This is a genomic window from Bacillus sp. FSL R7-0166, assembly GCF_038008935.1.
Classification (GTDB): Bacteria; Bacillota; Bacilli; order Bacillales; family Bacillaceae; genus Bacillus; species Bacillus altitudinis.
Genome location: NZ_JBBPAC010000001.1, coordinates 3,051,924 through 3,076,660, shown reverse-complemented (window position 1 = coordinate 3,076,660; position 24,737 = coordinate 3,051,924). Strand labels below are relative to the sequence as shown.

Below are 24,737 nucleotides of genomic sequence, written 5' to 3'. Positions count from 1 at the left end.
TATCACGCTGAAAAGAAGACAAAGGGCTAAAATAAAGGTCATTTTAGCCCTTTGTCAACAATCTAAGCTGTGCCGCATAACGGCACAGCTCTATTATTGAAGAGAAATATGCAGCTTTTTCATTCGATATTGCAAACTTTGCCTGCTCATGCCCAATATCTTTGCAGTCTGTGAAATATTGTCGTCCATTTTATTTAAGTAATGGACGATGTATTGTTTTTCAAATCGTTCCATTTGGGTTTGGAAATCAGTCGTATGTTCTGAGCTCGTGTAGACGAAGGTATCAGCTGCAGCTGTAGGCTGCACCGGACTCATCTGCATGTGTTCACTAGGATGACCTTCTCCTTGCTTGAATCGGAAATGGTAAGGAAGGTGATGCAAGCTTAAGGATGTTTCGTCCATCATCATATTCATTCCAGCCTCAATCACATGCTCCAGCTCTCTTACATTACCTGGCCAATGATAAGTTTGGAACAGGGCAAGTACCTCTTCATCAGCCGCCTTCACATTCATTTGAAACAGTTCATTATATTTTTGAATAAAATGCATCACAAATGTCGGGATGTCTTCTTTTCGCTCAGAGAGCGGCGGGATAAACAAGGTGACAATGCCAAGCCGGTAAAATAAATCCTTTCGCATCCGTCCACCTGCGATCGCATCCACAGGGTCCTCATTCATATTAGCAATCACTCTCACATCAATGGCGATTTCTTTTGTACTGCCTAACCTTCTCACGCGCTTCTCCTGCAAGACGCGCAATAGTTTTGCTTGAAGAGCCGGGTGTAATGAGTTGATTTCATCTAAAAGCAGTGTACCACCTTGTGCTTGTTCGAATAGACCGGGCTGATCTGTTGCCCCTGTAAAAGCCCCTTTTTGTGTTCCAAAAAGCAGACTTTCAATGAGGTTATCAGGCAGCGCTGCACAATTCTGCGTAATAAATGGTCCAGATGAACGGCTGCTGCCATTATGAATGCTTTGTGCAAATAGCTCTTTCCCCGTCCCTGTTTCACCAACAATCAGCACATAAGAAGAGGTACGTGTGGCTCGTTTCGCATGTTCAATTACTTCTAAAAAGGCAGGACTTTCCCCAATGATTGAATCAAATGTAAAGCGTGTGTTTCCTTTTTTCTTCATATTGTGGTGAATGAGCCGTTCCAGTTTCGTGACATCATTCGAAATTTCAACTGCCCCTTGAATCAAACCGTCTCGAACGAGCGGGTATGTATGGTTAATCGTTGTGATTTCTTTTCCATTGTAGTTGTGATACGTCTGCTTTGCATGAACCGTTTGTTTCCCGGTTCGCAGCGCTTGGACAAGTGTACTGTGCATCTCGTCCTGAAACACAAAGAGGTCTAATACATTTTTATAAAGGACATCAGAACGTTTTAAAGATTCGATCTCCATCATTTTTTTATTATAAACAATGGTATTGCCATTTTCGTCAATGGCGTGAACCCCAACATCAATTAAATCGAGCATTTGTTTATATAGATCAATCTCATTTTCAAGCTTTGCGGTATGCTGATCTTTTTTCACTTGCGCCACCTCCAGACATTACCTCTATTTTACATGAAAAATTTTGCGGTTTCCTCTAAAAAAATTTGCATATGCAAAATATTTCTGCGTTAAAGGTGAGAACAATCCTAGGCACAGAGCGATCACTAAGTTGGCATGATCCTTGCATAACATAAGAGTGAAGATGAACCCCATAAAAAGAGGCAAGCTTACAGAAGGAGGAATACACGATGACACAGACAAAAGCATTGATTCATCAAACAGAACAATACGGTGCGGCGAACTATCATCCGTTGCCAATTGTGATTTCAGAGGCTGAGGGAGTGTGGGTGACTGATCCTGAGGGCAACCGCTACATGGATATGCTCAGTGCATATTCTGCAGTCAACCAAGGACATCGCCATCCCCGCATTATAGAAGCGCTTAAAACACAAGCTGACCGCGTGACACTCACATCAAGGGCCTTCCATAATGATCAGCTTGGTCCTTGGTATGAGAAGATTTGCAAATTAACGAATAAAGAGATGGCATTGCCGATGAATACAGGAGCAGAGGCTGTGGAAACGGCGATAAAGGCAGCGAGACGATGGGGCTATGATGTCAAGGGTATCGAAGAGAATCGGGCAGAAATCATTGCATGTACCGGGAATTTTCATGGTCGTACAATGACGGCTGTGTCACTTTCTTCGGAAGCAGAATATCAAAGAGGTTTCGGTCCGATGCTTCCGGGCATAAAGCTCATCCCTTATGGAGATATTGAGTCGTTACGCAAAGCGATCACTCCGCAAACAGCAGCTTTTCTCTTTGAACCGATTCAAGGGGAAGCGGGCATTGTCATGCCGCCTGAGGGCTTTATAAAAGAGGCAAAAGCGATCTGTGAGAAGGAACATGTGTTATTGATCGCAGATGAAATTCAAGTGGGATTAGCGCGGACTGGCAAGATGTTTGCATGCGACTGGGAAGGCATTGAGCCGGATATGCTGATTCTTGGTAAAGCACTTGGCGGCGGGGTATTCCCGATCTCATGTGTTGTAGCAAATCGTGATATTTTAGGTGTGTTTAACCCAGGATCTCACGGGTCTACCTTTGGCGGGAATCCTCTTGCGTGCGCAGTATCGCTAGCTGCACTAGATGTTTTAATCGACGAGAAGCTTGCCGAGCGCTCATTGGAGCTTGGGGAATATTTCAAAGACAAACTGTCACGCATTCAAAGTCCTGTCATTAAGGAAGTGCGCGGGCGTGGACTATTTATTGGAATGGAACTGACTGAGGCAGCTAGACCCTATTGCGAGAAGCTCAAGCAAGCCGGGCTGTTATGCAAAGAAACCCATGAGACAGTAATTCGATTTGCACCGCCGCTCACCATTTCAAAAGAAGACTTGGATTGGGCAATCGCTCATATCGAAGCGTTATTTCAAGCATAAATGATCAAGGGAGAAGCCTTCAAATTCTCCCTTTCTCTTTCAATGAACGGCGAATTTTGTCAAAGGTTGATGAATAGAAGAGTGAAAGTGGGGAAGCGGATTTGAAGCCAGAACAGCATAATGAACTAGAGCGTTCCATGAAAAGTAGACATCTCTTTATGATTGCCTTAGGTGGGGTCATTGGAACAGGCCTTTTCCTTGGGTCAGGACTCATTATTCATCAGGCAGGCCCAGGGGGAGCCATTCTTTCGTTTATCATTGGCGGATTGCTCATGTATTTGGTGATGCTCTGTCTTGGTGAATTAGCAGTGGCGATGCCGACAGCTGGTTCTTTTCAGGAGTATGCCACGAAGTATATTGGTCCATCGACGGGCTTTATGATCGGCTGGCTCTATTGGTTTAGCTGGGCGTGTACGATTGGACTTGAGTTTACATCAGCAGGTATTCTACTCCAAAGGTGGTTCCCAGATATCCCTGTTTGGCTTTGGTGTCTTGCCTTTAGCGTCATCTTATTTTCCATCAATGCCATCTCGGCACGCAGTTTCGCTGAAACAGAGTTCTGGTTTTCAGCCATCAAGGTTGCTGCGATCTTATTGTTTATTATCATTGGAATTGGCGCAATTTTCGGAATGATTCACTTAAAAGGCGGGGAACCTGCCCCACTATTTCGTCATTTGACGGATCATGGCGGCCTTTTTCCTAATGGTCTTTTGGCGATTTTATTAACCATGGTCACAGTCAATTTCTCCTTTCAAGGAACAGAGCTTGTAGGGATTGCAGCAGGTGAAAGTGAAAGTCCGGAAAAAACACTCCCGCGTTCTATTCGGAATATTATTTGGCGGACGATGGTCTTTTTTGTTTTATCCATTGCGGTTCTTGCAGCCCTTCTTCCATGGCAGACCGCCGGCGCAGTGGATAGTCCGTTTGTTGTGGTATTGGACAAGGTCGGCATACCATACGCCGCAGATATCATGAATTTTATCATCATTACAGCCGTCTTATCTGTAGCGAACTCTGGATTATATGCATCATCACGTATGCTTTGGGCTCTTTCAAAAGACGGGAAAGGACCTGTTTTCACGAAAAAATTATCCAAGCGTAAAATCCCGATCAATGCCTTATTGGTGACAATGGGTGTATCCGCTCTATCACTGCTTACGAGTGTTGTAGCACCAAAAACGGTATATGTCTGGCTCATATCCATTTCGGGTATGGTGCTTGTCGTGGTTTGGATGTCGATTTGTTTATCCCAATACTTCTTTAGGAGACAATTCATAAAAGAGGGCGGAGATGTAAAGGATCTTGTCTTCCGAACGCCTTTTTATCCATTTGTGCCATTAGCAGGCTTTATCGCATTTGGCATTGTTCTTATCAGTTTATTCTTTATTGAGGATCAGCGGATTGGTCTTTATTGCGGAGTTCCATTTATGGCCGCCTGCTACATCATTTACTACCTCAAGATTAAACCGAAGGAAGATGCGAAACGATTTAATGAAGAGAAAGAAACGATACCGAAAACATAAGCAGGCGGCTTTTGACCGCCTGCACCTTTTCAAAGACAAATGCATTCAATATAGAAGAAAATAAATAGTTTTAAAAAAATAAAATGGCGGAAAGCTAGATGACAAGCAGGTTATCGGTCAAAATGTGTCTATTTTTTGTCTAAATGTGTTTGTAAGAGTTGAAAATGCAAGATTATCCTGTTAAAATAATTAAAGAAAGCAGGGATTGATTTTTTTTGGCTGTGGCGGGACGTTTTTTGTCACAGTGGGACGTTTTTAGTCCAACGTGAAAAGAAAGGGTCGTTAGCCATGAATCGTTTATTGGAAGCTCAAAAAAAATTATTACCAGATCTTCTCACAGTTATGCAAAAGCGCTACGACATTTTGCAGTACATCAGATTAGCTGAACCAATTGGTCGCAGAAGTCTTGCGACAAGTCTTGGTCTGAGTGAACGTATCTTAAGAGCTGAGGTTCAGTTCTTAAAGGAACAAAATCTGCTGGATGTCAAAACGAGCGGTATGATGCTGACGACTGAAGGTCATGCTTTGCTTGAAATGCTTGAAGGAATGATGAAGGACGTTTTAGGTTTAACCTTTTTGGAAAATACATTAAAGAGGAAATTAGGCCTGGAAGAAGTCATCATCGTTTCTGGTGACAGCGATGAATCCCCGTGGGTGAAGCAAGAAATGGGAAGAGCTGCTGTTCAATGTATGAAAAAAAGGTTTACTGGAAATAATATCGTCGCCGTCACTGGCGGAACGACGATGGAAGCTGTTGCCGAAATGATGACCCCTGATGCCAAAAATCGCGACATGATGTTTGTCCCTGCGAGAGGCGGTCTTGGGGAGAATGTAAAAAATCAGGCAAACACCATTTGTGCCCACATGGCTGAAAAAGCTTCCGGTACTTACAAACTGCTGTTTGTTCCAGGACAGCTGTCAGAAGGTGCTTACTCTTCCATTATTGAAGAGCCGTCTGTCAAAGAAGTGCTTCAAACAATTAAATCATCCACGATGCTTATTCATGGAATCGGTGAAGCAAAAACAATGGCGATGAGACGAAACACACCCGCTGAAGATTTAAAAAAGATTGATGAGCATGACGCAGTGACAGAGGCCTTTGGCTATTACTTTAATCGTGATGGTGAGGTCGTCCACAAAGTGCACTCCGTCGGCATGCAGCTAGATGATTTAGAAAGCATTCCACACATCATTGCTGTTGCAGGTGGATCATCAAAGGCTGGGGCCATTGAAGCTTATTTCAAAAAACCCCGCCGAACGGTTCTCGTCACAGACGAAGGAGCCGCAAAAGAGTTATTAAGGGAGTCAATTGATCCCTCAATATAAAACATTGTGACCTATAAAAGGAGGAAACATCATGGCAGTAAAAGTCGGTATTAACGGATTTGGACGTATTGGACGTAACGTATTTCGTGCAGCATTAAACAATCCTGAAGTTGAGGTAGTAGCGGTTAACGATCTAACAGACGCTAACATGCTTGCACACCTTTTACAATATGACTCTGTTCACGGAAAACTAGATGCAGAGGTTTCTGTAGACGGTACGAACTTAGTAGTGAACGGTAAAACAATCGAAGTATCAGCTGAGCGTGACCCTGCGAAATTAAGCTGGGGTAAACAAGGCGTAGAAATCGTTGTTGAATCTACTGGATTCTTCACTAAACGTGCAGACGCTGCTAAACACTTAGAAGCTGGCGCTAAAAAAGTCATCATCTCTGCTCCTGCTAACGAAGAAGATATCACAATCGTTATGGGTGTAAACGAAGACAAATACGATGCAGCTAGCCACGATGTCATCTCTAATGCATCTTGTACAACAAACTGCTTAGCTCCATTTGCAAAAGTACTTAACGATAAATTTGGTATCAAACGCGGTATGATGACAACTGTTCACTCATACACAAATGACCAACAAATTCTTGATCTTCCGCACAAAGACTACCGTCGTGCTCGTGCAGCTGCGGAAAACATCATCCCAACTTCTACAGGTGCTGCGAAAGCTGTTTCACTTGTATTGCCTGAACTTAAAGGTAAATTAAACGGTGGCGCTATGCGTGTTCCAACACCTAACGTTTCTTTAGTTGATCTTGTTGCTGAATTAAATCAAGATGTGACAGCTGAAGACGTAAATGCAGCACTTAAAGAAGCAGCTGAAGGAGAACTTAAAGGAATCCTTGGCTACAGCGAAGAGCCATTAGTATCTGGTGACTACAATGGTAATGCAAACTCTTCAACAATCGATGCTCTTTCTACAATGGTAATGGAAGGCAGCATGGTGAAAGTCATTTCTTGGTACGATAACGAGAGTGGATATTCTCACCGCGTTGTTGACCTTGCAGCTTACATTGCAAAACAAGGTCTTTAATTTCTCACACTGAAGGAACTCACTTGGTTCTTTCCTAGAGACACGATATAATGAAGACGGACAAGGGAAGGGGAAGCATCCCTTTCCCTTTTTCTCTGTATTTATCCGTTCTGCACGATTTCTCGTTTTGATGAGGGCAAAATGGGAAAAGGATAAAGAGAGACTTGTCCAATGCGTAAGGAAACCAGAATAAAGGAGGATCTCCTGACGAGCATGAATAAGAAATCAGTAAAAGACATTGACGTAAAAGGTAAAGTTGTGTTCTGCCGCGTAGATTTTAACGTTCCAATGAAGGACGGAAAAGTGACGGATGATACTCGTATTCGCGCAGCATTACCAACGATTGAGTATTTAACAGGACAAGGCGCAAAGGTACTACTAGCTAGTCATTTGGGTCGTCCGAAAGGTCAAGTTACTGAAGAACTGCGTCTGACACCTGTAGCAAAACGTCTGCAAGAGCTTCTTGGACAAGAAGTGAAAAAAGCAGATGAAGCTTACGGCGACAACGTGAAAAAGCAAATCTCTGACTTAAAAGAAGGAGATGTGCTAGTGCTTGAAAACGTTCGTTTCTATCCTGGTGAAGAAAAGAACGATCCTGAATTATCAAAAGCGTTTGCTGATTTAGCCGATGTGTATGTCAATGATGCGTTCGGTGCTGCACACCGTGCACATGCATCCACAGCTGGTATTGCAGCGTATCTTCCGGCTGTTTCAGGCTTCCTCATGCAAAAAGAGCTTGAGGTTCTAGGGAAAGCCATTTCAAACCCTGATCGCCCATTTACAGCGATTATAGGTGGCGCAAAAGTAAAGGATAAAATCGGTGTAATTGAAAGTCTTCTTGATAAAGTGGACAACCTGATCATCGGCGGCGGACTTGCTTATACATTTGTCAAAGCACTTGGCCACGAAGTAGGGAAATCTCTATTAGAAGAAGACAAAGTAGATTTAGCGAAATCCTTTATGGACCGTGCAAAAGAAAAAGGCGTGAACTTCCTGATTCCAACAGATGTTCTGGTAGCCGACGACTTTTCAAATGATGCGAATACAAGCATTGTGCCAATCTCTGAAATTCCAAGTGATTTAGAAGCACTTGATATTGGAACAGAGACAAGAGAGAAGTATGCTGATGTCATTAAAAACAGCAAACTTGTTGTCTGGAACGGACCAATGGGTGTATTTGAAATCGATGCATTCGCTAAAGGAACAAAAGCAATCGCAGAAGCACTGGCAGAAGCAAAAGATACATATTCTGTCATTGGTGGTGGAGATTCAGCAGCAGCTGTTGAGAAATTTGGTCTTGCCGATCAGATGAGCCATATTTCTACAGGCGGCGGCGCTTCACTTGAATTTATGGAAGGCAAAGAACTTCCAGGTGTGACTGCATTAAACGATAAATAAGACCAAAACTGCTATAAGGAAGTGTCAATCATGAGAAAACCAATTATAGCTGGGAACTGGAAGATGAACAAAACACTTGGTGAAGCTGTAAGTTTCGTTGAAGAAGTCAAATCATCTATTCCATCTCCTGACAAAGTGGAATCTATTGTCTGTGCACCAGCCCTTTTCCTTGAAAAGCTGAACAGCCTTTCTAACGGAACAGACCTTAAAATTGGTGCGCAAAACATGCACTTTGAAGAAAACGGTGCATTCACTGGTGAAATCAGCCCTGCTGCGCTTAAAGATCTTGGCATCGGATACTCAGTGATCGGTCATTCAGAGCGCCGCGAATTCTTCGCTGAAACAGATGAAACAGTGAACAAAAAAGCACATGCTGCATTCAAGCATGGCATCGTTCCAATCATCTGTGTAGGTGAAACGCTTGAAGAACGTGAAGCAGGCAAAACAAACGAACTTGTCGCTGATCAAGTGAAGAAAGCACTAGCTGGTTTAACGAAGCAGCAAGTCGCTGAATCTGTGATTGCCTATGAGCCAATCTGGGCGATCGGTACAGGTAAATCTTCTACAGCGAAAGATGCAAACGATGTTTGTGCGCACATTCGCCAAACAGTTGCAAGTGAATATGGTCAAGAAGCGGCAGACAGCCTTCGCATTCAATATGGCGGAAGCGTGAAACCTGCGAATATTAAAGAATATATGGCAGAATCCGATATTGACGGTGCTTTGGTAGGCGGCGCAAGCTTAGAACCTCAGTCTTTCGTTCAATTATTGGAGGAAGGTCAATATGAGTAAGAAACCAGCTGCATTAATCATCTTAGATGGATTCGGTTTAAGAGGCGAAACAGTCGGTAACGCTGTTGCCCAAGCAAAGAAACCGAACTTCGACCGCTACTGGAACGAATTCCCGCATCAAACCTTAACGGCTTCAGGTGAGGCAGTGGGCCTCCCAGAAGGTCAAATGGGGAACTCTGAAGTTGGGCATTTGAACATCGGTGCAGGACGCATCGTGTACCAAAGCTTAACAAGAGTGAATGTGGCCATTCGTGATGGGGAATTTGAGAAAAACGAAACGTTCCTAGATGCAATGACTTATGCAAAAGAAAATGACAAGGCGCTTCATTTATTCGGCCTCTTGTCAGACGGCGGTGTGCACAGCCACATCCAGCATCTTTTTGCCTTGCTGAAACTAGCGAAAAAAGAAGGCTTAACAAAAGTATACATTCACGGTTTCTTAGACGGACGTGATGTTGGTCAGAAGACAGCGAAAGTGTACTTAAAACAGCTTGAAGAACAAATCAAAGAAATCGGTGTCGGAGAAGTCGCAACACTTTCTGGACGCTATTACTCAATGGACCGTGACAAGCGCTGGGATCGTGTGGAGAAAGCATATCGCGCGATGGCGTATGGTGAAGGCCCAAGTTATCAAAACATCTATGATGTCGTTGATGACTCCTATGAAAATGGAATCTACGATGAGTTCGTTATTCCATCTGTCATTACGAGAGAAAATGGTGAGCCGGTTGCAAAAGTAAACGACGGCGACTCTGTGATTTTCTATAACTTCCGTCCAGACCGTGCGATTCAAATTTCAAACACATTCACAAATGAAGATTTCCGCTCGTTTGACCGCGGGGAAGCACATCCGAAGGATTTACACTTCGTCTGCTTCACACACTTCAGTGAAACGGTAGATGGCTATGTGGCTTTCAAACCAGTGAATTTGGATAACACAGTAGGAGAAGTACTTTCTCAAAATGGATTGAAGCAGCTGCGGATTGCTGAAACAGAGAAATATCCTCACGTGACGTTCTTTATGAGTGGTGGACGTGAAGAAGAATTTCCTGGAGAAGACCGCATCTTAATCAATTCACCGGATGTGGCAACCTATGACCTCAAGCCAGAAATGAGCGCTTATGAGGTAAAGGATGCACTTGTTGCAGACATCAATGCTGACAAGCATGATGCGATCATTCTGAACTTTGCTAACCCAGATATGGTGGGGCATTCAGGAATGCTTGAGCCAACAATCAAAGCCATTGAAGCAGTAGATGAGTGCTTAGGAGCTGTAGTCGACGCAATCCTAGCAAAAGGCGGACATGCCATCATCACGGCAGACCACGGTAACGCAGACGTGCTCATTACCGAAGAAGGAAAGCCGCATACTGCACATACAACGAATCCTGTGCCAGTCATCGTAACGAAAAAAGGTGCGACGCTTAGAGAAGGCGGCATTTTAGCTGATCTATCTCCAACGCTTTTAGACTTACTTGGTCTTGAAAAACCAAAAGAGATGACAGGAACATCATTGATTCAAAAATAACAAATTGATTCAAAAGGAGAGAAATAACGATGCCATACATTGTTGACGTATATGCACGCGAAGTATTAGACTCTCGCGGTAACCCAACAGTTGAAGTAGAAGTTTACACAGAATCTGGCGGCTTTGGCCGTGCACTAGTACCAAGTGGTGCTTCTACTGGTGAATATGAAGCAGTAGAACTACGTGACGGAGACAAAGACCGTTACCTTGGAAAAGGTGTTCTGACAGCTGTAAACAACGTAAATGAAATCATTGCACCAGAGCTTTTAGGCTTTGATGTCACTGAACAAGTAGCAATTGACAAAATGTTAATCGAACTTGACGGAACTGAAAACAAAGGGAAATTAGGCGCAAACGCAATCCTTGGCGTATCTATCGCTGTAGCACGTGCGGCTGCTGATTTCTTACAAATTCCACTTTATCAATACCTTGGTGGATTCAACTCCAAAACGCTTCCAGTACCGATGATGAACATCGTCAACGGTGGAGAGCATGCGGATAACAACGTAGACATTCAAGAATTCATGATTATGCCTGTAGGTGCTCCAAACTTCCGTGAAGCACTTCGCATGGGCGCTCAAATCTTCCATAGCCTGAAATCTGTATTAAGCGCAAAAGGCTTAAACACAGCTGTAGGTGACGAAGGTGGATTCGCTCCAAACCTTGGTTCTAACGAAGAAGCACTTCAAACAATCGTAGAAGCGATTGAAAAAGCTGGTTTCAAACCAGGTGAAGAAGTGAAACTTGCGATGGATGCTGCATCTTCTGAGTTCTATAACAAAGAAGACGGTAAATATCATTTATCAGGCGAAGGTGTTGTGAAAACATCTGCTGAAATGGTTGACTGGTATGAAGATATGGTATCGAAATACCCAATCATCTCAATCGAAGACGGCCTTGATGAAAACGACTGGGAAGGTCACAAACTATTAACTGAGCGTCTTGGCAGCAAGGTTCAGCTAGTAGGAGACGACTTGTTCGTAACAAATACGAAGAAGCTTTCTGAAGGAATCAAAAACGGCGTTGGTAACTCAATCCTCATCAAAGTAAACCAAATCGGTACATTAACTGAAACATTTGATGCAATCGAAATGGCGAAACGTGCAGGCTATACAGCTGTTATCTCTCACCGTTCTGGTGAAACAGAAGATAGCACAATTGCAGACATTGCAGTTGCAACTAACGCTGGACAAATCAAAACAGGTGCTCCGTCTCGTACGGACCGTGTAGCGAAATACAACCAATTACTTCGCATCGAAGATCAATTGGCTGAAACAGCTCAATACCACGGCATTGCTACATTCTATAACTTGAATAAGTAATGTAAAGCAACGCGCTGCGTGCGCTCTTTTGAAAAGAGCGTATCGCAGCGTTTTTTTTATGTTGAAATAAAGACGCAAAGCTGGCTCAAGCGAATAGGCTCTGCTTCCTTTGTCATATCCTATTTTTGTAAAAAATCATCCTTCAGTCAGAGGCGAAACGATGAGCTTGACGATTTATAAGCAATAAATCATGAAAACTCTTCTAAAAATATGATCTGAATTGAACTTATGCTATTTGCATGGGGGTGGTATCATTTTACATATATTAGGGGGTGATGAGATGCTGAATCCTTTTAGCCTTCGTTTTCCAGTAGGCGTGTACATGTATGTCCTTCACCTACTGGCGGCATATGATGAAAGGAAGCAACGAATTCTAACTTCTAAGAACGTACAGAAAAATGCATTTTGGATTTATGTCCTTGCCGCTATCTTAGGCATTGTGACAGCTGCAGCTTTGATTTGGGCATGCAAAACATTTGGAAAAGGCTCGAAATTTTTAGGAGAGTTCAAGTTTTTAGGCCTGTATATTAAAATCAAATGCGGCTTCTAACAAATGGTGAGAACAGATGCGAGGTCATCTGTTCTATCTGAAATAAATGGAGGGACATGATGCTGACATTACACTTAACAGAAAAAACGTATAGCCGCACCTTTTCTCTCCGCGATATTCAGTTAAATGTAGAGAAAGGACGTATGCTTCTGCTTTTGGGGCATAATGGGGCAGGAAAAACCACGATGATTCAGTCTATGTTTGGCCTGACACCATTTACGGGTGTTGTCTCTTTAGATGGTAAACAGCTGAATTTTCAATCCTCAGCACATATCTCCTTTTTGAAAGAACATGTTTCCTATATTCCTGATGATCATGCTTTGTTTGATTATTTAACGCCGAGAGAATATTTTCATTTACTCCAGCTTCCAGACAAACGAAATGGACCTCGAGAAGAGGCCTTCGTCGATCTGTTTGAGCTGAGACCTTATATGGATCAGCCAATTGCCCAGCTGTCTCATGGCAATCAAAAGAAAACCCAAATCATTTCACAGCTCCTTAGGTCTTGTGATTATTATGTATTCGACGAGCCTACAAATGGACTTGATCCAGATATGATGATCATCTTAAAAAAGGTGCTCATGAAGCTGAGAAATCAAGGTGCAGGCATTCTCATTTCTACCCATCATTTGGGCTTTGGTGAGACATTGTATGACCACCTTATGATCTTAAGAAACGGTGATATCAAGCTGGATATGTCACGTCAAGAAACAAACAAAACATTCCCTCATCAAGCACTTGAGGATATTTATAAAGAAGTGAATCAAGATTACTATATGCAGGTGGAGAGGTTGCTCAATGACTTGGACACGACACGTTCTTCATAAAATAGAATGGGGCATGCTCACAACGAAAATCAAGCAGCTCGGCAAAAAATATCCTTTGCAGCTTCTCGCCGCAGCCGTTTTTTTATTGCTGATCTACGCCATATACGTTGTCATGAGCCTGCGTTTTTTTATGCAAGTAGGGGAGAGCGAACCAGTTGCTTTATACCTTCAATTTGTGAAAATGACCCTGCTGCTTTTGGGAGCAGGTATTGTCTTTTCCCGTCATAAAATGAAGCGTCAAGAGTATCAGTTCTTCTTTTTGAATAGTGCGATGCAAAGTGTCTCATTTGTCCTTTGTGTGTATTTCTTTCCAGTGCTGTTTTGTTTCATCATGCTTGGTCTTCTTTTTTTACCCATCCTATTAGGACTGATCATTAGCGGCGTTACACTATCTTTGTATTGGATCATTGTGGTAGGGATCACTTGCTGTGGATTGGCGCTGTATACGCTTGCTTCTTGGATGCTGATACGCATTGGTGTGAGCCATTTTATATCAAAAACAAAAGAGCATTTACTGCTGCAAACGATTGGATTTGTGACGCTCGGTGCTTTCTTGTTTCTCCTTTTTCAAAAAGCGGTTGAGATGATTCACGTATGGCCGTCTATCTATCTTGTATTTCTGATGATCTTTCTATGTGCATGGTGGTTTTGGCTGAAAGGGTTGGCGGCTTGTTATGTCAATCGGATGTTTTTGCAGCTAAAGGTAGAGGTGAAGTCGTTTTCTTACCAAAAAATTAGATCGGATTCTTCATTTTTCACACATCTGCGGCAGGAGCTTGTTTATTTTAGCCGATCAGCTGTGTTTAAAGAACAAGGTATTTTGTTCCTGTTTCTTGTCTGTTTCACGATAGGTCTCCCATTCATCTTTACTCCGGCAGAGACTGGCTGGCTGTATGCTTTTATTGTGCAGTTTGCCTTAAAGGAGATCCTTATTATGCTTCCCCTGATGATTGGCAGGGAATATCATCTCCATCAGCGAGCCATTTTTATGTTAAATACATCAAAGGGTGCCTATTTATTATCAAGAATTTTATTTTATTACACAATGAATATATTGATTTATTTTGTCTATATCGGGCTTGCTTATTTCATGATTGGGGTTGAAAGTGAAGGGCACGGTTTGGCAAGTTTGTCCATTTTATTGATCACTGTCATGGCGGCATGTGTCGGGTTTGTCGTGAAGATTAGTGATTTTAATAAACTGTTTGTGATCGTGATGATGATTGCTGTGTTCAGTATGTTGGATATGCTTTTAGTCCAGTGGCTTTCAGCAAATATCCAGCTGCTCTCAACTGCCTATATGGCTTGTTCAGCCGCATTCTTCATCTTCATATATGCTGCCATGCTAAAGAGGCCGATTGTGCGATGATGACGCTTTTATTTTGCTTAATAGCCGTTGTGCTCATTCATGAACTCGGTCATATCCTGATGGTGATGGTGTGCAACAAAATCGAAAAAAGACCCATCTTTGATTATGTGGTGATGATCGATTGGAAGCACGTGTCGATTGTCCATGAGAAATTTTCACGGCCGGGTTTTAATATGATGGTCGCACTTGCAGGTCCTGTGTTTCCAGTGATCTGCTCGGGTGTGCTTTTCTTCATGTGGTGGCATCCATTGACGCATCCATTGCTGCTTTTTTCTTTATTAAATACAGTGATGCTGCATCCAGCTTGCCCAGACGGGAAAAATATCATCGCCAGTTTAAAAGAGATGAAAGGAGAGAACTAAATGGTTAAAGTATTTCATTCGTTTTCTAGCGGCTTAACGCTTGCGATGCTTTATGTGTTTGCTGTGTTTATGACACCAGTATTTTTAATACTGCTAGAGGTTCATCATGTTGAATCAAGTCCAACTCTATTTGGTATGCCATTTTATATCATGAAAATTGAACAGTATCAATTCAGCTCAGAGGCAACGCTCTTTGGGTGCGTGGTCTGTTTTTTAGCGGGTGCCGCTCTCTACTTCTTGATTCAATATGTGATTCATGCAGTGAAAAAGAGCAGAACATAAAAAAAGCAGGCTGAATGAAGTCAGTCTGCTTGAAGAACGAGTGACAACCGCACCATATCCATACACTGAATACCGTTCTCATAAATCGGTTCATCATAGTGCTTCAGAAAGAAATCGTGATCGATAGACGCCATGCGAAAACCGCATTTTTGATAAAGGGCGAGCTGCTGAATACTAGAGTTGCCTGTGCCAATTTCAATTGTATGAAAGCCAGCTGCCTTGGCTTCTGAAATAGCATGGCGGATCAGCTGCTTCCCAATTCCTCTACCTTGCCATGACTCTTTCACGGCGACATTCATGATTTCCACTGTCTGCTGAGACAGAGGCGTCAGAACATACACACCAATCATGTCCTGTTTATGAAAAGCAACATAACAAGAACCAGATTGTACATAGGCAATGACTTTTTCAGTTGAAGGGTCAGCTAATAGTAAAAGATCCATAGGAACAGATTGATCATGAGACAATGGCCGAATCTGTATCAAATCATTTCATCCTCTCTATTCTTTGATATACCCTTGTTTAACACCCCAATCATATTGATCCTGCACCCATTGAGAAGGAGGATGATGGGTGACATTTGGGTCCTTTTTGACAGTTGCTTTCCTAGTCGTTTGTGCTGCCTGCTTATTCGCTTGAGCCGTTGCTTTCGCTGATGCCAGTTCTTTTTGAAGCTGGTCTATTTTTAACTCAAGCGCTTTACGCTGTTTGGTTTCTTTTTGATGCGCCTTCTTTTCTTTCTTCAGCTTGTTTGTGATGGTGGACAATTCCTTTTTTTGACCATCCATTTCATCTCTCATATCCGTTCCTTCTGACTTTAATTGTGTCAGCTGCTCATCATTCTTTCTCATTTCTTGCTGGTGTTTTTTCTCTGCCGCGGTGAGCGACTGCTGCTGCCACACAATCCAGCCAGTTGCACCTAGGATGATCACAGACAGGACAATGATCGTGATGTTTTTTTTCATGTTCTATTCCCCTTTCGTTAAACCTCTATTATCATCGGTTAAAACAAACCAGGTTTTAACAGAACAAGGGAATATTCGCATCAGATTAGCAGACACTATGAAAAAAGGAGGGTGTCTGTTGATTTCCTTTATGATTCATGTCATTGTGTCATTATTTGCTGTCTCAAATCCCATTGGAAACGTGCCTCTTTTCATCACTTTAACAGAAGGCTACTCAGAAAAAGAACGCGCCCAGACGGCCAAAAAAGCGATTGTTGTGTCTTTTATGATTTTGATTGCCTTTCTTTTGGCAGGCAGGCTCATTTTCAAATTGTTTGGCATTGATATCCATGCACTCCGTATCGCCGGAGGTATTTTTATTTTTGGTATCGCTTACAATTTGCTAAATGCAAAAGAATCACATGTTCAAAACCCTCATTCGGATGAAAAGGCAGAGAGCAAAGAGAAGGCCGATGTTTCGGTGACCCCGCTCGCCATTCCGATCATTGCCGGACCTGGTACAATTGCGACTGTCATGAGCTTAACGCCAGGAAGCCACCAAGTAACGCTTCATCTGCTTGCGATTCTTATTGGCATTGTGGTTGTACTTGCCATGACCTATTATGCATTTCATTATTCAAGTTTCATTATGCGGAAAATGGGGAAAACAGAGATGAATGTCGTGACACGATTAATGGGATTGATTCTAGCTGTTGTGGCAGTAGAGATGATTGGCGCAGGGATCAAAGGGATGTTCCCAATGCTGATGTCATAAGTGTATATAAAAAAGCTGTTTTTTTCTACAAAATTGTAAAATAAAACAGCTTTTTTAAGGTTTTGGCACATGTTGAAATACTTCTTCACTTTCAAAGAACTCAATTAAACGGCTAATCCAGTCATAATAATCGAGACTTTCCTTGATTTCTGAAAGAAGAAGATTGATTTTATCTACTGTTTCTTCTGGCAGGTCATCTTGTTCAAGCAGCTCCAGCAATTCTTTGCATGTCTTTTTATGTGCCTTGCGATTTTTGCTGACAACACGTGACCAATTGGCTGCAAACAATGAAATAAAGGTTTGATATTGATCTTGCTCAACGTCATATAAATCTTTGCGTATTCCTTTTTCATAAACCTTTTCAGCAATATTCAGATCAAGCATTTCTCGAACGACTTGACTCATTCTTGTTTTGCTCATGCCGGTCGCCTCTGAGAGCTCACCGAGCGTCATTGGTTTACGGTTCATATGAATGATACCAAGCACTCTACCCACTGTGGCAGAAAGACCAAAGGCATTCATGTTCTCGGCAGCTTTTTCAATATAATGATCCTGTGCTTTTTGAATGGCGCCTAACGCTTGCTTGTCCATTCCCCGCTTCATCCCTTCACGACTGACAATTTGTAACACAATATATCATATACCTGTTTGTTCATGAAAACAATAAATATTGAGTATTTGCTCGTAAGTTGGAGGAAAAAGGAGGGATCGGTACATATCAGGCCGTTAACTGAAAATTTTAAATAAATCTTATGCAATACAAACACATCGTAAACTTTTTATTTTATAAAGTTTGCACTATAATAAATAAGGTGTAAATTTTCTGAAAATATATATCCGACTAATTGGAGGTGTCTCATTTGCTGAAACTAGAGAATGTATCTAAGACGTATAAAGGCGGAAAAAAAGCTGTCAAAAATATTGATTTAGAAATAGCAAAAGGAGAATTTATTTGTTTTATTGGACCGAGTGGCTGTGGAAAAACAACAACCATGAAGATGATTAACCGACTGATTGAACCTTCCTCAGGAAACATATTGATCGAGGGAGAAAACATTATGAAAAAAGATCCAGTCCAATTAAGAAGAGAAATTGGTTATGTGATTCAGCAAATTGGACTTTTCCCTCATATGACCATCGCACAAAACATTTCCCTTGTGCCGAAGCTGCTGAAATGGCCGGAAGAAAAACGAAAAGAACGAGCGCGTGAATTGCTCAAACTCGTCGATATGGGGCCGGAATACTTAGAGCGTTACCCGCATGAACTCAGTGGAGGACAGCAGCAGCGTATCGGCGTTCTTCGCGCACTCGCAGCAGAACCCCCTTTAATCCTGATGGATGAACCATTTGGAGCACTTGACCCGATCACAAGAGATTCATTGCAGGAAGAATTTAAGAAACTGCAAAAAACGTTAAATAAAACAATCGTATTCGTCACACATGACATGGATGAAGCGATTAAACTTGCAGACCGCATTGTCATTTTAAAAGATGGAGAGATTGTCCAAGTGGGCACGCCAGATGATATTTTACGTAACCCTGTGAACGAATTCGTAGAAGAATTCATCGGGAAAGAACGTCTGCTTCAATCAAACCCGAATATGGAACGTGTGGAACAAATGATGAACACGTCTCCAGTCACAATTACCGTCGAAAAAACATTGACAGATGCCATCTTTATTATGAGAGAAAAGCGGGTTGATTCCCTGCTTGTCGTTGATGAAAATCATGTGCTGAAAGGCTATATCGATATTGAAACCATCGATGCAAACCGCAGAAAAGCAGCCTTCGTTGGCGATATTTTAAATACAGAATTTTATACAGTACAAGAAGGTGCGCTTCTTAGAGATACTGTCCGAAAGATCTTAATACGCGGCATTAAATATGTACCGGTTGTCGATGCAAAAGGGCACTTAAAAGGTATCGTCACACGTGCAAGTCTTGTAGATGTCGTATATGACTCTATTTGGGGAGAAGATACCCCGGAGGCTGTCACTGAAATGAACTAAGGGAGGTGTACACATGGATCAAATCATCGATTTTCTTGAGAAAAATGGTGGGGAACTCCTCACAAAAATGTGGGAGCATTTATACATTTCTTTAATTGCCGTTGTGTTAGGCATTATCGTGGCCGTTCCTTTAGGCGTCATTCTTACACGAATGAAAAGAGGCGCCGGTTTTGTCATCGGCGTCGTGAATATCTTTCAAACACTCCCTAGTTTAGCGATTCTTGCATTTTTTATTCCTATTTTGGGAGTTGGAAAAATACCTGCGATCGTTGCGCTATTTTTCTATTCCGTTTTGCCTATTTTAAGAAATACGTATGCCGGTGTTCAAGGTGTGAACAAAAACTTGCTTGAATCTGGTAAAGGGATTGGCATGACGACATGGGAACAAATTCGTCTTGTGGAACTGCCGCTTGCTGTTCCGGTCATTATGGCAGGGGTTAGAACCTCAACGATTTATTTAATTGGGTGGACAACACTTGCTGCTTTTATCGGTGGAGGCGGTCTTGGTGACTACATTTTAATTGGGCTTCAGCTTTACCAGCCGGAATACATTATTGCGGGTGCAATCCCTGTCACTATTTTAGCGGTCATCATTGACCTTATATTGATGAAGCTTGAGAAAAAAGTAACACCAGAAGGCTTAAAAGGATTGAAGGAAGTTTCATAAGGAGTTGGCTCATGTGAAGAATCGAAAAACAAAATGGATCAGTGCACTGCTTGCCGGATGCTTGCTATTCATAAGTGGCTGTTCACTTCCTGGACTAGCCGGCTCTTCAGGGAGCACGCTGCGAATCGGTGCACAAAACTTTACAGAATCAGAAATTATGGCCTATATGGTGGGAGACATCATTGAGCATTACACAGATAAAAAGACAACCATTGTGAAGAATTTAGGCTCAAATACCGTACAGCAAAAAGCAATGGAAAACGGGGATGTCGACATTTCGGCAACACGATATACAGGCACGGATTTAACAAGTACGCTAGGAATGGATGCAGAAAAAGATCCAAAGCGTGCAATGGAAATCGTCCAGAAAGAATTCAAAAAACGCTATGATTACAAATGGTTTGATTCCTATGGGTTTGATAATACGTATGCCTTTGCTGTGACGCAGAAGATGGCGAAGGAAAACAACCTAGAAACAGTCTCTGATTTAAAAAAGAATGCCAAAAATTATCGCTTCGGTGTGGATAATATTTGGCTGAAAAAGAAAGGTGACGGTTACGAAGGGTTTGTGAAAACATACGGAATTGAATTTGGAAGCACTTTTCCGATGCAGATCGGTCTAGTCTATGACGCATTGAAAAATGAAAAAATGGATATTGTGCTTGCCTATTCAACAGATGGCCGGATCAAAGCGTATAATCTCAAAATCTTAAAAGATGATAAACGATTCTTCCCACCATACGATGCATCACCAGTTGTCCCTGAGAAGGTATTAAAAGAAAATCCAGGACTGGACAAGGTGATCAACAGGTTGATTGGAAAAATCGATACCGAACAAATGCAAGAGCTCAATTATCAAGTCGATGGAGAACTAAAAGAACCAGCGACTGTTGCGAGAGATTTTTTAAAGAAACACAATTACTTTGAGTAAGATTGGGAGGTGTCAGAGCTGATGGACACACTGCAGCAATTATGGGCGTATTATCAACAGAACGGTTCATATGTGTTAGAAGAATTTTACCGGCATTTCCTCATGTCAGCGTATGGGGTATTATTTGCGGCAATTGTCGGAATACCAGTCGGCATCTTTGTGGCGCATTACCGCAAACTGAGCAATTGGGTGTTCGCAATAACCAATGTCATTCAAACCATTCCAGCGTTAGCGATGCTTTCTGTGTTGATGCTTGTATTAGGACTTGGCGCAAATACAGTCATCTTATCACTCTTTTTGTATTCGCTTCTGCCGATTATCCGTAACACGTACACAGGTATTGTCAGCATTGAGCATGCCTATTTAGAATCGGGGAAAGCGATGGGTATGACGAAATGGCAAGTGCTGAGAATGGTTGAATTACCGCTTGCTTTATCTGTCATTATGGCTGGTTTAAGAACCGCACTTGTGATCGCAATCGGTATTACAGCGATTGGGACATTTGTTGGTGCTGGAGGACTTGGTGATATCATCATCAGAGGATCAAACGCGACAAACGGAACAGCCATTATTTTAGCAGGTGCTATTCCAACTGCGCTCATGGCCATTATTGCCGACCTTGTCATGGGCTGGCTTGAACGCTATTTAAGCCCAACCAACAAGAAAAAAGAAAGCAAGGCGTTAGCTGAAAAAAACATGACATCCGCATAAATGCTTGAAAAGACAAAACCTCCTCTACATCTGTAGGGGAGGTTTTTTTATCATGATTAGGCGGCTCACATCAGGAGACATTTATGATTCAAGTGTGATCCATTCAGAGGACCACTTCGCAATTTCCTCAAAAACGGGTGCAAGTGAGCGCCCCATATCAGTTAATGAATACTCAATACGCACGGGTGTTTCAGCAAAAACCTCCCGTTTTACAATGCCTGCTGCTTCCAGCTCTTTTAATCTCTCAGATAAAACCCTTCCGCTTAAATTGGTCAGAGCTGCTTCGATTTCACTAAAGCGCTGTGAACCTGAGAGAAGCTGAAAAACAATCAGTGCCACCCAGCGTTTACTTAATAACTCAACTGCTTTTTCAAACCGCGGGCACATATCAGATTGATTCATCTTTCTTCACTCCAATCTGAACCCATTATACCGTAATTCTGTCAAAAATCGGCGCAAAAAGCTTGTCAATGATCAAAACATTTTACGATGACGAACGGCTGTTTAGTAGAAATAACAAATAGCGGTTTAAATCCTCTATTTCATGTTTAGAAAGGGTGGACCATATGTCCCCATTAAATATTTCAAGATCATCAAGTTCATATTGCTCTGCTGCTTCTCTTATTTGGGTAAAAGCCGTTTCTTCTTCCTTTATGACATGGGCAGAAGATGCTTCTTCAATATACCCTGCAGCATGCATCATGTCCTCATAAGGTACTTTTAATGCACCTGCTAGTTTTTTAATTGTAGGAGGTTTCGGAATGCCGCGTTTCCCGTTTTCAATCCGAGAAATACCAGCAGCGCTGACCTCTGAATACATCGCTAATTGGTTCACCGATAGTTTCCTTTTCTCACGTAATGCTCTTAAATATGCACCGAAGTTCATCAACTCAAAACCTCACATGGTTAAAGATTAGTTATCTCTAGTGTACTCGATTTGTTGACTATTGGCAATAAGTGCACCATGAAAATATTGACATTAGTTAATAGTGGATGTATCTTATGTTTATGCCCCGCTATTTGTTCGCCTTTTTTTGGTTAATGAGCGTGAGAAAGTATTGATTCAGCTGGCTGATGTCTTGTGCGGTGAGTGTTTCCCATTGGTCTCCATCGAAAATAGGGAGATGTTCTACATCCTTTTGAAGCGCCGTTTGATAGATTTTTAATATGGATTCATATTTCGGTTTCATTTCATGCACTTTTTCCTGTTCAATATAACCGGCAAGCAGCATTAAATCCTCATAAGGCACCTTCAAAGCGCGTGCTAATTTTTTTATGGTTAAAGGCTTTGGCACACCACGCTTTCCATTCTCAATCCGAGAAATACCGGCAGCGCTTACGCCTGAATACATGGCGAGTTGATTGACAGACATCTTTCTATTCTCTCTTAAAATGCGTAATTGTTCACCAAAGTGATTCATGTCATCGAACCTCACATTTCAGTATATGACTTATTTTAGTATGATCATTGACCAAAGGAAATAGAAAGGGCGTAAAAGTGTTGACATAAGTTAATGAATCCGAGAGATATGAGAGTCCTACATGTTGTACATATTGATCCTATAGGAGGTTGTAATGATGGTCGAAAAGATTCAGATCAGGCGGGCGTTTGTGATGCAGTATATGATCGAAAACGATATGTCTTTAAATCAGCTCGCAGATGAAATTGGCATCTCTCCTGCCACACTCAGCAGGGTATTGAATGGTCACCGGAAGCCAGGACAGCTTGTCATTGGCAAAATGATTCATTACTTTGATAAAAAATTTGAAGATTTATTTTACTATGAAGATGTTGACAAAAGTCAATGAACGAAATCATCGTATGATCATTAAGGAGGCGGCTTCATTGAAAAGAACTGGAATGGTAAGACACATCGATTCGCTTGGCAGAATTGTTCTGCCTTCAGAAATGCGGAAGGTACTCAATATAAAAGAAGAGCAGCTGTTAGAAATTTTCATCGAAGATCAAACCATTATGCTGAAAAAATATGATGCAGATAAGAGCTGCTTATTAACTGGCCAAATAACGAAATACAACAAAAGCTATGGAAACGGCAATGTCGTACTGAGTCCTGAAGGAGCTGAACGGCTGTTAGTAGAATTAAAACAGCTCTTAAAAGAAGAAGCAACTCGCTAAAAACGTTTTTTAACCTCAAAAATTGCATATAAAAAATGCTGCATACAATCCATTGGAGCGAAATTGAATCAAAATGACAAATAAAGTCGACAATATATAGGAAATCTTTATTTTGATGTTTCGTGACATGCACCTTGTTTTCATGTAAAATAAAGTTATGTGTACCAGTTTGTCTGGAGGTGTTTTCATGCACGCATTTGTTATCACATTACTCGTAATTGTCAGTATCGCACTTATCATCGTTGTATTATTACAATCAAGTAAAAGTGCAGGACTGTCAGGCGCTATTTCAGGTGGAGCCGAGCAGCTTTTCGGTAAGCAAAAAGCGAGAGGTCTTGACTTGATTCTTCACCGATTAACTGTCATTTTGTCAGTGCTTTTCTTCATCTTAACACTTGCATTGGCATATTTAGGCGTGTAGGCGCGAGTAACAGAAGGTCTGATCTTTTTTCAGACCTTTTTTTATTATCAGCACTCTTTTGTGTTTGTATTATACATACAAGTGGAAAATATAAACCATATCAGAAGGAAAGGAAGTCACATCATGAAAGTTGTTACACCAAAACCATTTACGTTTAAAGGTGGAGAAAAGGCGGTGCTTCTTCTTCACGGTTTTACTGGGAATACAGCCGATGTTCGCATGCTTGGGCGTTATTTGAATGAAAGAGGCTATACATGCCATGCACCTCAATACAAAGGACACGGTGTACCGCCAGAGGAGCTTGTTCATACAGGTCCTACAGATTGGTGGAAAGATGTAGAAGAAGGCTATCAATTTTTAAAAGACGAAGGTTATGAGGAAATTGCGGTCTGCGGACTATCCCTCGGAGGAGTTTTTTCATTGAAATTAGGTTACACTGTACCTGTAAAGGGAATTGTACCTATGTGTGCACCTATGTACATAAAAAGTGAAGAAGTCATGTATCAGGGTGTACTAGATTATGCCCGTAACTATAAAAAATTCGAGGGTAAGTCAGAGGATCAAATTGAGCAAGAGATGGAAGAGTTCAAGAAAACACCAATGGGTACACTCAAGGCTCTTCAAGAACTCATTGCAGATGTCAGAAACAATGTTGACATGATTTATTCACCTACTTTTGTTGTTCAGGCTCGTCATGATCATATGATTAATACAGACAGTGCAAACATTATTTATAACGAAGTAGAGACAGATGAAAAACATTTAAAGTGGTATGAAGAATCGGGCCATGTTATCACGCTTGATAAAGAGCGGGAGAAGGTTCATCAGGATGTATATGCATTCTTAGAATCACTCGATTGGTCAATTTAAATATATAGGGGGTTA

29 protein-coding genes are annotated in these 24,737 nt (G+C 41.8%); 22 read left to right on the top strand and 7 right to left on the bottom strand.

What is annotated here, in order from left to right:
- Nucleotides 1–93: 93 nt before the first annotated feature.
- Nucleotides 94–1,536: a sigma-54 interaction domain-containing protein gene (locus NST01_RS16075; protein ID WP_079920163.1), complete on the bottom strand. Its 1,443-nt coding sequence runs from the start codon at nucleotides 1,534–1,536 to the stop codon at nucleotides 94–96.
- Between the two features lie 209 nt (nucleotides 1,537–1,745).
- Between NST01_RS16075 and NST01_RS16070 the strand changes: the two genes are divergently transcribed.
- The 13 genes from NST01_RS16070 (at nucleotide 1,746) to NST01_RS16010 (ending at nucleotide 15,257) form a co-directional block, all read left to right on the top strand.
- Nucleotides 1,746–2,939 (top strand): ornithine--oxo-acid transaminase, encoded by a 1,194-nt coding sequence (locus tag NST01_RS16070; RefSeq protein WP_255835735.1) that lies wholly within the window; start codon nucleotides 1,746–1,748, stop codon nucleotides 2,937–2,939.
- 137 nt (nucleotides 2,940–3,076) lie between these two features.
- Entirely contained in the window at nucleotides 3,077–4,462 is a 1,386-nt protein-coding gene (locus tag NST01_RS16065) for an amino acid permease (protein WP_048002953.1), read from the top strand.
- Between the two features lie 288 nt (nucleotides 4,463–4,750).
- Entirely contained in the window at nucleotides 4,751–5,788 is a 1,038-nt protein-coding gene (locus tag NST01_RS16060; protein ID WP_008347711.1) for a sugar-binding transcriptional regulator, read from the top strand.
- Nucleotides 5,789–5,819: 31 nt separating this feature from the next.
- Complete coding sequence (gene gap / locus NST01_RS16055; RefSeq protein ID WP_007500174.1) at nucleotides 5,820–6,827, top strand: type I glyceraldehyde-3-phosphate dehydrogenase; 1,008 nt, start codon at nucleotides 5,820–5,822, stop codon at nucleotides 6,825–6,827.
- A gap of 213 nt (nucleotides 6,828–7,040) precedes the next feature.
- The gene (locus NST01_RS16050; protein ID WP_017359212.1) at nucleotides 7,041–8,225 is read left to right on the top strand and encodes a phosphoglycerate kinase; all 1,185 of its coding nucleotides are present in this window, start codon (nucleotides 7,041–7,043) and stop codon (nucleotides 8,223–8,225) included.
- 30 nt (nucleotides 8,226–8,255) lie between these two features.
- A complete protein-coding gene (gene tpiA, locus NST01_RS16045; protein WP_008347706.1) occupies nucleotides 8,256–9,017 on the top strand; it encodes a triose-phosphate isomerase in 762 nt (253 codons plus the stop codon).
- Nucleotides 9,010–10,545 carry a 2,3-bisphosphoglycerate-independent phosphoglycerate mutase gene (gene gpmI / locus NST01_RS16040; protein ID WP_017359214.1) on the top strand — a complete coding sequence of 512 codons (1,536 nt, stop codon included), beginning with the start codon at nucleotides 9,010–9,012 and terminating at the stop codon, nucleotides 10,543–10,545. Before tpiA ends, gpmI begins: the two co-directional genes overlap by 8 nt.
- 29 nt (nucleotides 10,546–10,574) lie before the next feature.
- Nucleotides 10,575–11,867, top strand: coding sequence for a phosphopyruvate hydratase (gene eno / locus NST01_RS16035; RefSeq protein ID WP_003212752.1), 1,293 nt, complete (start codon nucleotides 10,575–10,577; stop codon nucleotides 11,865–11,867).
- Between the two features lie 280 nt (nucleotides 11,868–12,147).
- Nucleotides 12,148–12,417 (top strand): hypothetical protein, encoded by a 270-nt coding sequence (locus tag NST01_RS16030; RefSeq protein ID WP_008347702.1) that lies wholly within the window; start codon nucleotides 12,148–12,150, stop codon nucleotides 12,415–12,417.
- A gap of 59 nt (nucleotides 12,418–12,476) precedes the next feature.
- A complete protein-coding gene (locus NST01_RS16025; RefSeq protein WP_008347699.1) occupies nucleotides 12,477–13,244 on the top strand; it encodes an ATP-binding cassette domain-containing protein in 768 nt (255 codons plus the stop codon).
- On the top strand, nucleotides 13,216–14,613 hold the full coding sequence (locus tag NST01_RS16020) for a hypothetical protein (RefSeq protein ID WP_265784874.1): 1,398 nt from the start codon (nucleotides 13,216–13,218) through the stop codon (nucleotides 14,611–14,613). Before NST01_RS16025 ends, NST01_RS16020 begins: the two co-directional genes overlap by 29 nt.
- A complete protein-coding gene (locus NST01_RS16015) occupies nucleotides 14,610–14,975 on the top strand; it encodes a hypothetical protein (protein ID WP_017359217.1) in 366 nt (121 codons plus the stop codon). Before NST01_RS16020 ends, NST01_RS16015 begins: the two co-directional genes overlap by 4 nt.
- Nucleotides 14,976–15,257 carry a hypothetical protein gene (locus NST01_RS16010; protein ID WP_282900216.1) on the top strand — a complete coding sequence of 94 codons (282 nt, stop codon included), beginning with the start codon at nucleotides 14,976–14,978 and terminating at the stop codon, nucleotides 15,255–15,257.
- A 20-nt stretch (nucleotides 15,258–15,277) separates the two neighbouring features.
- Here the strand turns inward: NST01_RS16010 and NST01_RS16005 are convergent, their stop codons facing one another.
- The gene (locus tag NST01_RS16005; protein ID WP_035389418.1) at nucleotides 15,278–15,742 is read right to left on the bottom strand and encodes a GNAT family N-acetyltransferase; all 465 of its coding nucleotides are present in this window, start codon (nucleotides 15,740–15,742) and stop codon (nucleotides 15,278–15,280) included.
- Nucleotides 15,743–15,757: 15 nt separating this feature from the next.
- Nucleotides 15,758–16,222 (bottom strand): hypothetical protein, encoded by a 465-nt coding sequence (locus NST01_RS16000; RefSeq protein WP_144625720.1) that lies wholly within the window; start codon nucleotides 16,220–16,222, stop codon nucleotides 15,758–15,760.
- Nucleotides 16,223–16,340: 118 nt separating this feature from the next.
- Between NST01_RS16000 and NST01_RS15995 the strand changes: the two genes are divergently transcribed.
- A complete protein-coding gene (locus NST01_RS15995) occupies nucleotides 16,341–16,976 on the top strand; it encodes a MarC family protein (protein ID WP_035389414.1) in 636 nt (211 codons plus the stop codon).
- 54 nt (nucleotides 16,977–17,030) lie between these two features.
- Here NST01_RS15995 and NST01_RS15990 read toward each other — a convergent pair whose 3' ends face one another.
- Nucleotides 17,031–17,567, bottom strand: a complete 537-nt coding sequence (locus tag NST01_RS15990; protein WP_017359221.1) for a GbsR/MarR family transcriptional regulator — start codon at nucleotides 17,565–17,567, stop codon at nucleotides 17,031–17,033.
- A gap of 269 nt (nucleotides 17,568–17,836) precedes the next feature.
- On the opposite strand from NST01_RS15990, the gene NST01_RS15985 reads away from it, so the two are divergent.
- From NST01_RS15985 to NST01_RS15970, 4 genes are read left to right on the top strand one after another with little or no spacing between them, the layout of a single operon-like run.
- A complete protein-coding gene (locus NST01_RS15985) occupies nucleotides 17,837–18,985 on the top strand; it encodes a betaine/proline/choline family ABC transporter ATP-binding protein (protein WP_017359222.1) in 1,149 nt (382 codons plus the stop codon).
- A 13-nt stretch (nucleotides 18,986–18,998) separates the two neighbouring features.
- Nucleotides 18,999–19,652, top strand: coding sequence for an ABC transporter permease (locus NST01_RS15980; protein ID WP_007500193.1), 654 nt, complete (start codon nucleotides 18,999–19,001; stop codon nucleotides 19,650–19,652).
- Between the two features lie 13 nt (nucleotides 19,653–19,665).
- The gene (locus NST01_RS15975; protein ID WP_008347678.1) at nucleotides 19,666–20,583 is read left to right on the top strand and encodes an osmoprotectant ABC transporter substrate-binding protein; all 918 of its coding nucleotides are present in this window, start codon (nucleotides 19,666–19,668) and stop codon (nucleotides 20,581–20,583) included.
- Nucleotides 20,584–20,604: 21 nt separating this feature from the next.
- The gene (locus NST01_RS15970; RefSeq protein WP_008347676.1) at nucleotides 20,605–21,294 is read left to right on the top strand and encodes an ABC transporter permease; all 690 of its coding nucleotides are present in this window, start codon (nucleotides 20,605–20,607) and stop codon (nucleotides 21,292–21,294) included.
- Between the two features lie 81 nt (nucleotides 21,295–21,375).
- Here the strand turns inward: NST01_RS15970 and NST01_RS15965 are convergent, their stop codons facing one another.
- From NST01_RS15965 to NST01_RS15955, 3 genes are all read right to left on the bottom strand, one after another.
- A complete protein-coding gene (locus NST01_RS15965; RefSeq protein WP_007500199.1) occupies nucleotides 21,376–21,696 on the bottom strand; it encodes a winged helix-turn-helix transcriptional regulator in 321 nt (106 codons plus the stop codon).
- An 82-nt stretch (nucleotides 21,697–21,778) separates the two neighbouring features.
- Nucleotides 21,779–22,180: a helix-turn-helix domain-containing protein gene (locus NST01_RS15960; protein ID WP_081114556.1), complete on the bottom strand. Its 402-nt coding sequence runs from the start codon at nucleotides 22,178–22,180 to the stop codon at nucleotides 21,779–21,781.
- Nucleotides 22,181–22,310: 130 nt separating this feature from the next.
- On the bottom strand, nucleotides 22,311–22,715 hold the full coding sequence (locus NST01_RS15955; protein WP_007500204.1) for a helix-turn-helix domain-containing protein: 405 nt from the start codon (nucleotides 22,713–22,715) through the stop codon (nucleotides 22,311–22,313).
- 154 nt (nucleotides 22,716–22,869) lie between these two features.
- Between NST01_RS15955 and NST01_RS15950 the strand changes: the two genes are divergently transcribed.
- The 4 genes from NST01_RS15950 (at nucleotide 22,870) to NST01_RS15935 (ending at nucleotide 24,722) form a co-directional block, all read left to right on the top strand.
- Nucleotides 22,870–23,103 carry a helix-turn-helix domain-containing protein gene (locus NST01_RS15950; protein ID WP_008347669.1) on the top strand — a complete coding sequence of 78 codons (234 nt, stop codon included), beginning with the start codon at nucleotides 22,870–22,872 and terminating at the stop codon, nucleotides 23,101–23,103.
- A 37-nt stretch (nucleotides 23,104–23,140) separates the two neighbouring features.
- Complete coding sequence (locus NST01_RS15945) at nucleotides 23,141–23,431, top strand: AbrB/MazE/SpoVT family DNA-binding domain-containing protein (protein ID WP_008347666.1); 291 nt, start codon at nucleotides 23,141–23,143, stop codon at nucleotides 23,429–23,431.
- A 187-nt stretch (nucleotides 23,432–23,618) separates the two neighbouring features.
- Nucleotides 23,619–23,852 (top strand): preprotein translocase subunit SecG, encoded by a 234-nt coding sequence (secG, locus tag NST01_RS15940; RefSeq protein ID WP_003212746.1) that lies wholly within the window; start codon nucleotides 23,619–23,621, stop codon nucleotides 23,850–23,852.
- 123 nt (nucleotides 23,853–23,975) lie between these two features.
- Complete coding sequence (locus tag NST01_RS15935; protein ID WP_008347663.1) at nucleotides 23,976–24,722, top strand: alpha/beta hydrolase; 747 nt, start codon at nucleotides 23,976–23,978, stop codon at nucleotides 24,720–24,722.
- The last annotated feature ends 15 nt before the right edge of the window (nucleotides 24,723–24,737 follow it).

Bases quoted from the DNA above. Each gene is read 5' to 3' on its own strand.
- NST01_RS16000 (WP_144625720.1), bottom strand. From the start codon at position 16,222: ATGAAAAAAAACATCACGATCATTGTCCTGTCTGTGATCATCCTAGGT.
- NST01_RS16065 (WP_048002953.1), top strand. From the start codon at position 3,077: ATGAAAAGTAGACATCTCTTTATGATTGCCTTAGGTGGGGTCATTGGA.
- NST01_RS15935 (WP_008347663.1), top strand. From the start codon at position 23,976: ATGAAAGTTGTTACACCAAAACCATTTACGTTTAAAGGTGGAGAAAAG.
- NST01_RS16015 (WP_017359217.1), top strand. From the start codon at position 14,610: ATGATGACGCTTTTATTTTGCTTAATAGCCGTTGTGCTCATTCATGAA.
- NST01_RS15980 (WP_007500193.1), top strand. From the start codon at position 18,999: ATGGATCAAATCATCGATTTTCTTGAGAAAAATGGTGGGGAACTCCTC.
- NST01_RS16050 (WP_017359212.1), top strand. From the start codon at position 7,041: ATGAATAAGAAATCAGTAAAAGACATTGACGTAAAAGGTAAAGTTGTG.
- NST01_RS15960 (WP_081114556.1), bottom strand. From the start codon at position 22,180: ATGAACTTCGGTGCATATTTAAGAGCATTACGTGAGAAAAGGAAACTA.
- NST01_RS16010 (WP_282900216.1), top strand. From the start codon at position 14,976: ATGGTTAAAGTATTTCATTCGTTTTCTAGCGGCTTAACGCTTGCGATG.
- NST01_RS15955 (WP_007500204.1), bottom strand. From the start codon at position 22,715: ATGAATCACTTTGGTGAACAATTACGCATTTTAAGAGAGAATAGAAAG.
- NST01_RS15990 (WP_017359221.1), bottom strand. From the start codon at position 17,567: ATGGACAAGCAAGCGTTAGGCGCCATTCAAAAAGCACAGGATCATTAT.
- NST01_RS16060 (WP_008347711.1), top strand. From the start codon at position 4,751: ATGAATCGTTTATTGGAAGCTCAAAAAAAATTATTACCAGATCTTCTC.
- NST01_RS16030 (WP_008347702.1), top strand. From the start codon at position 12,148: ATGCTGAATCCTTTTAGCCTTCGTTTTCCAGTAGGCGTGTACATGTAT.
- NST01_RS16070 (WP_255835735.1), top strand. From the start codon at position 1,746: ATGACACAGACAAAAGCATTGATTCATCAAACAGAACAATACGGTGCG.
- gap (WP_007500174.1), top strand. From the start codon at position 5,820: ATGGCAGTAAAAGTCGGTATTAACGGATTTGGACGTATTGGACGTAAC.
- tpiA (WP_008347706.1), top strand. From the start codon at position 8,256: ATGAGAAAACCAATTATAGCTGGGAACTGGAAGATGAACAAAACACTT.
- NST01_RS15970 (WP_008347676.1), top strand. From the start codon at position 20,605: ATGGACACACTGCAGCAATTATGGGCGTATTATCAACAGAACGGTTCA.
- gpmI (WP_017359214.1), top strand. From the start codon at position 9,010: ATGAGTAAGAAACCAGCTGCATTAATCATCTTAGATGGATTCGGTTTA.
- NST01_RS15950 (WP_008347669.1), top strand. From the start codon at position 22,870: ATGATGGTCGAAAAGATTCAGATCAGGCGGGCGTTTGTGATGCAGTAT.
- NST01_RS16025 (WP_008347699.1), top strand. From the start codon at position 12,477: ATGCTGACATTACACTTAACAGAAAAAACGTATAGCCGCACCTTTTCT.
- NST01_RS15965 (WP_007500199.1), bottom strand. From the start codon at position 21,696: ATGAATCAATCTGATATGTGCCCGCGGTTTGAAAAAGCAGTTGAGTTA.
- eno (WP_003212752.1), top strand. From the start codon at position 10,575: ATGCCATACATTGTTGACGTATATGCACGCGAAGTATTAGACTCTCGC.
- NST01_RS16020 (WP_265784874.1), top strand. From the start codon at position 13,216: ATGACTTGGACACGACACGTTCTTCATAAAATAGAATGGGGCATGCTC.
- secG (WP_003212746.1), top strand. From the start codon at position 23,619: ATGCACGCATTTGTTATCACATTACTCGTAATTGTCAGTATCGCACTT.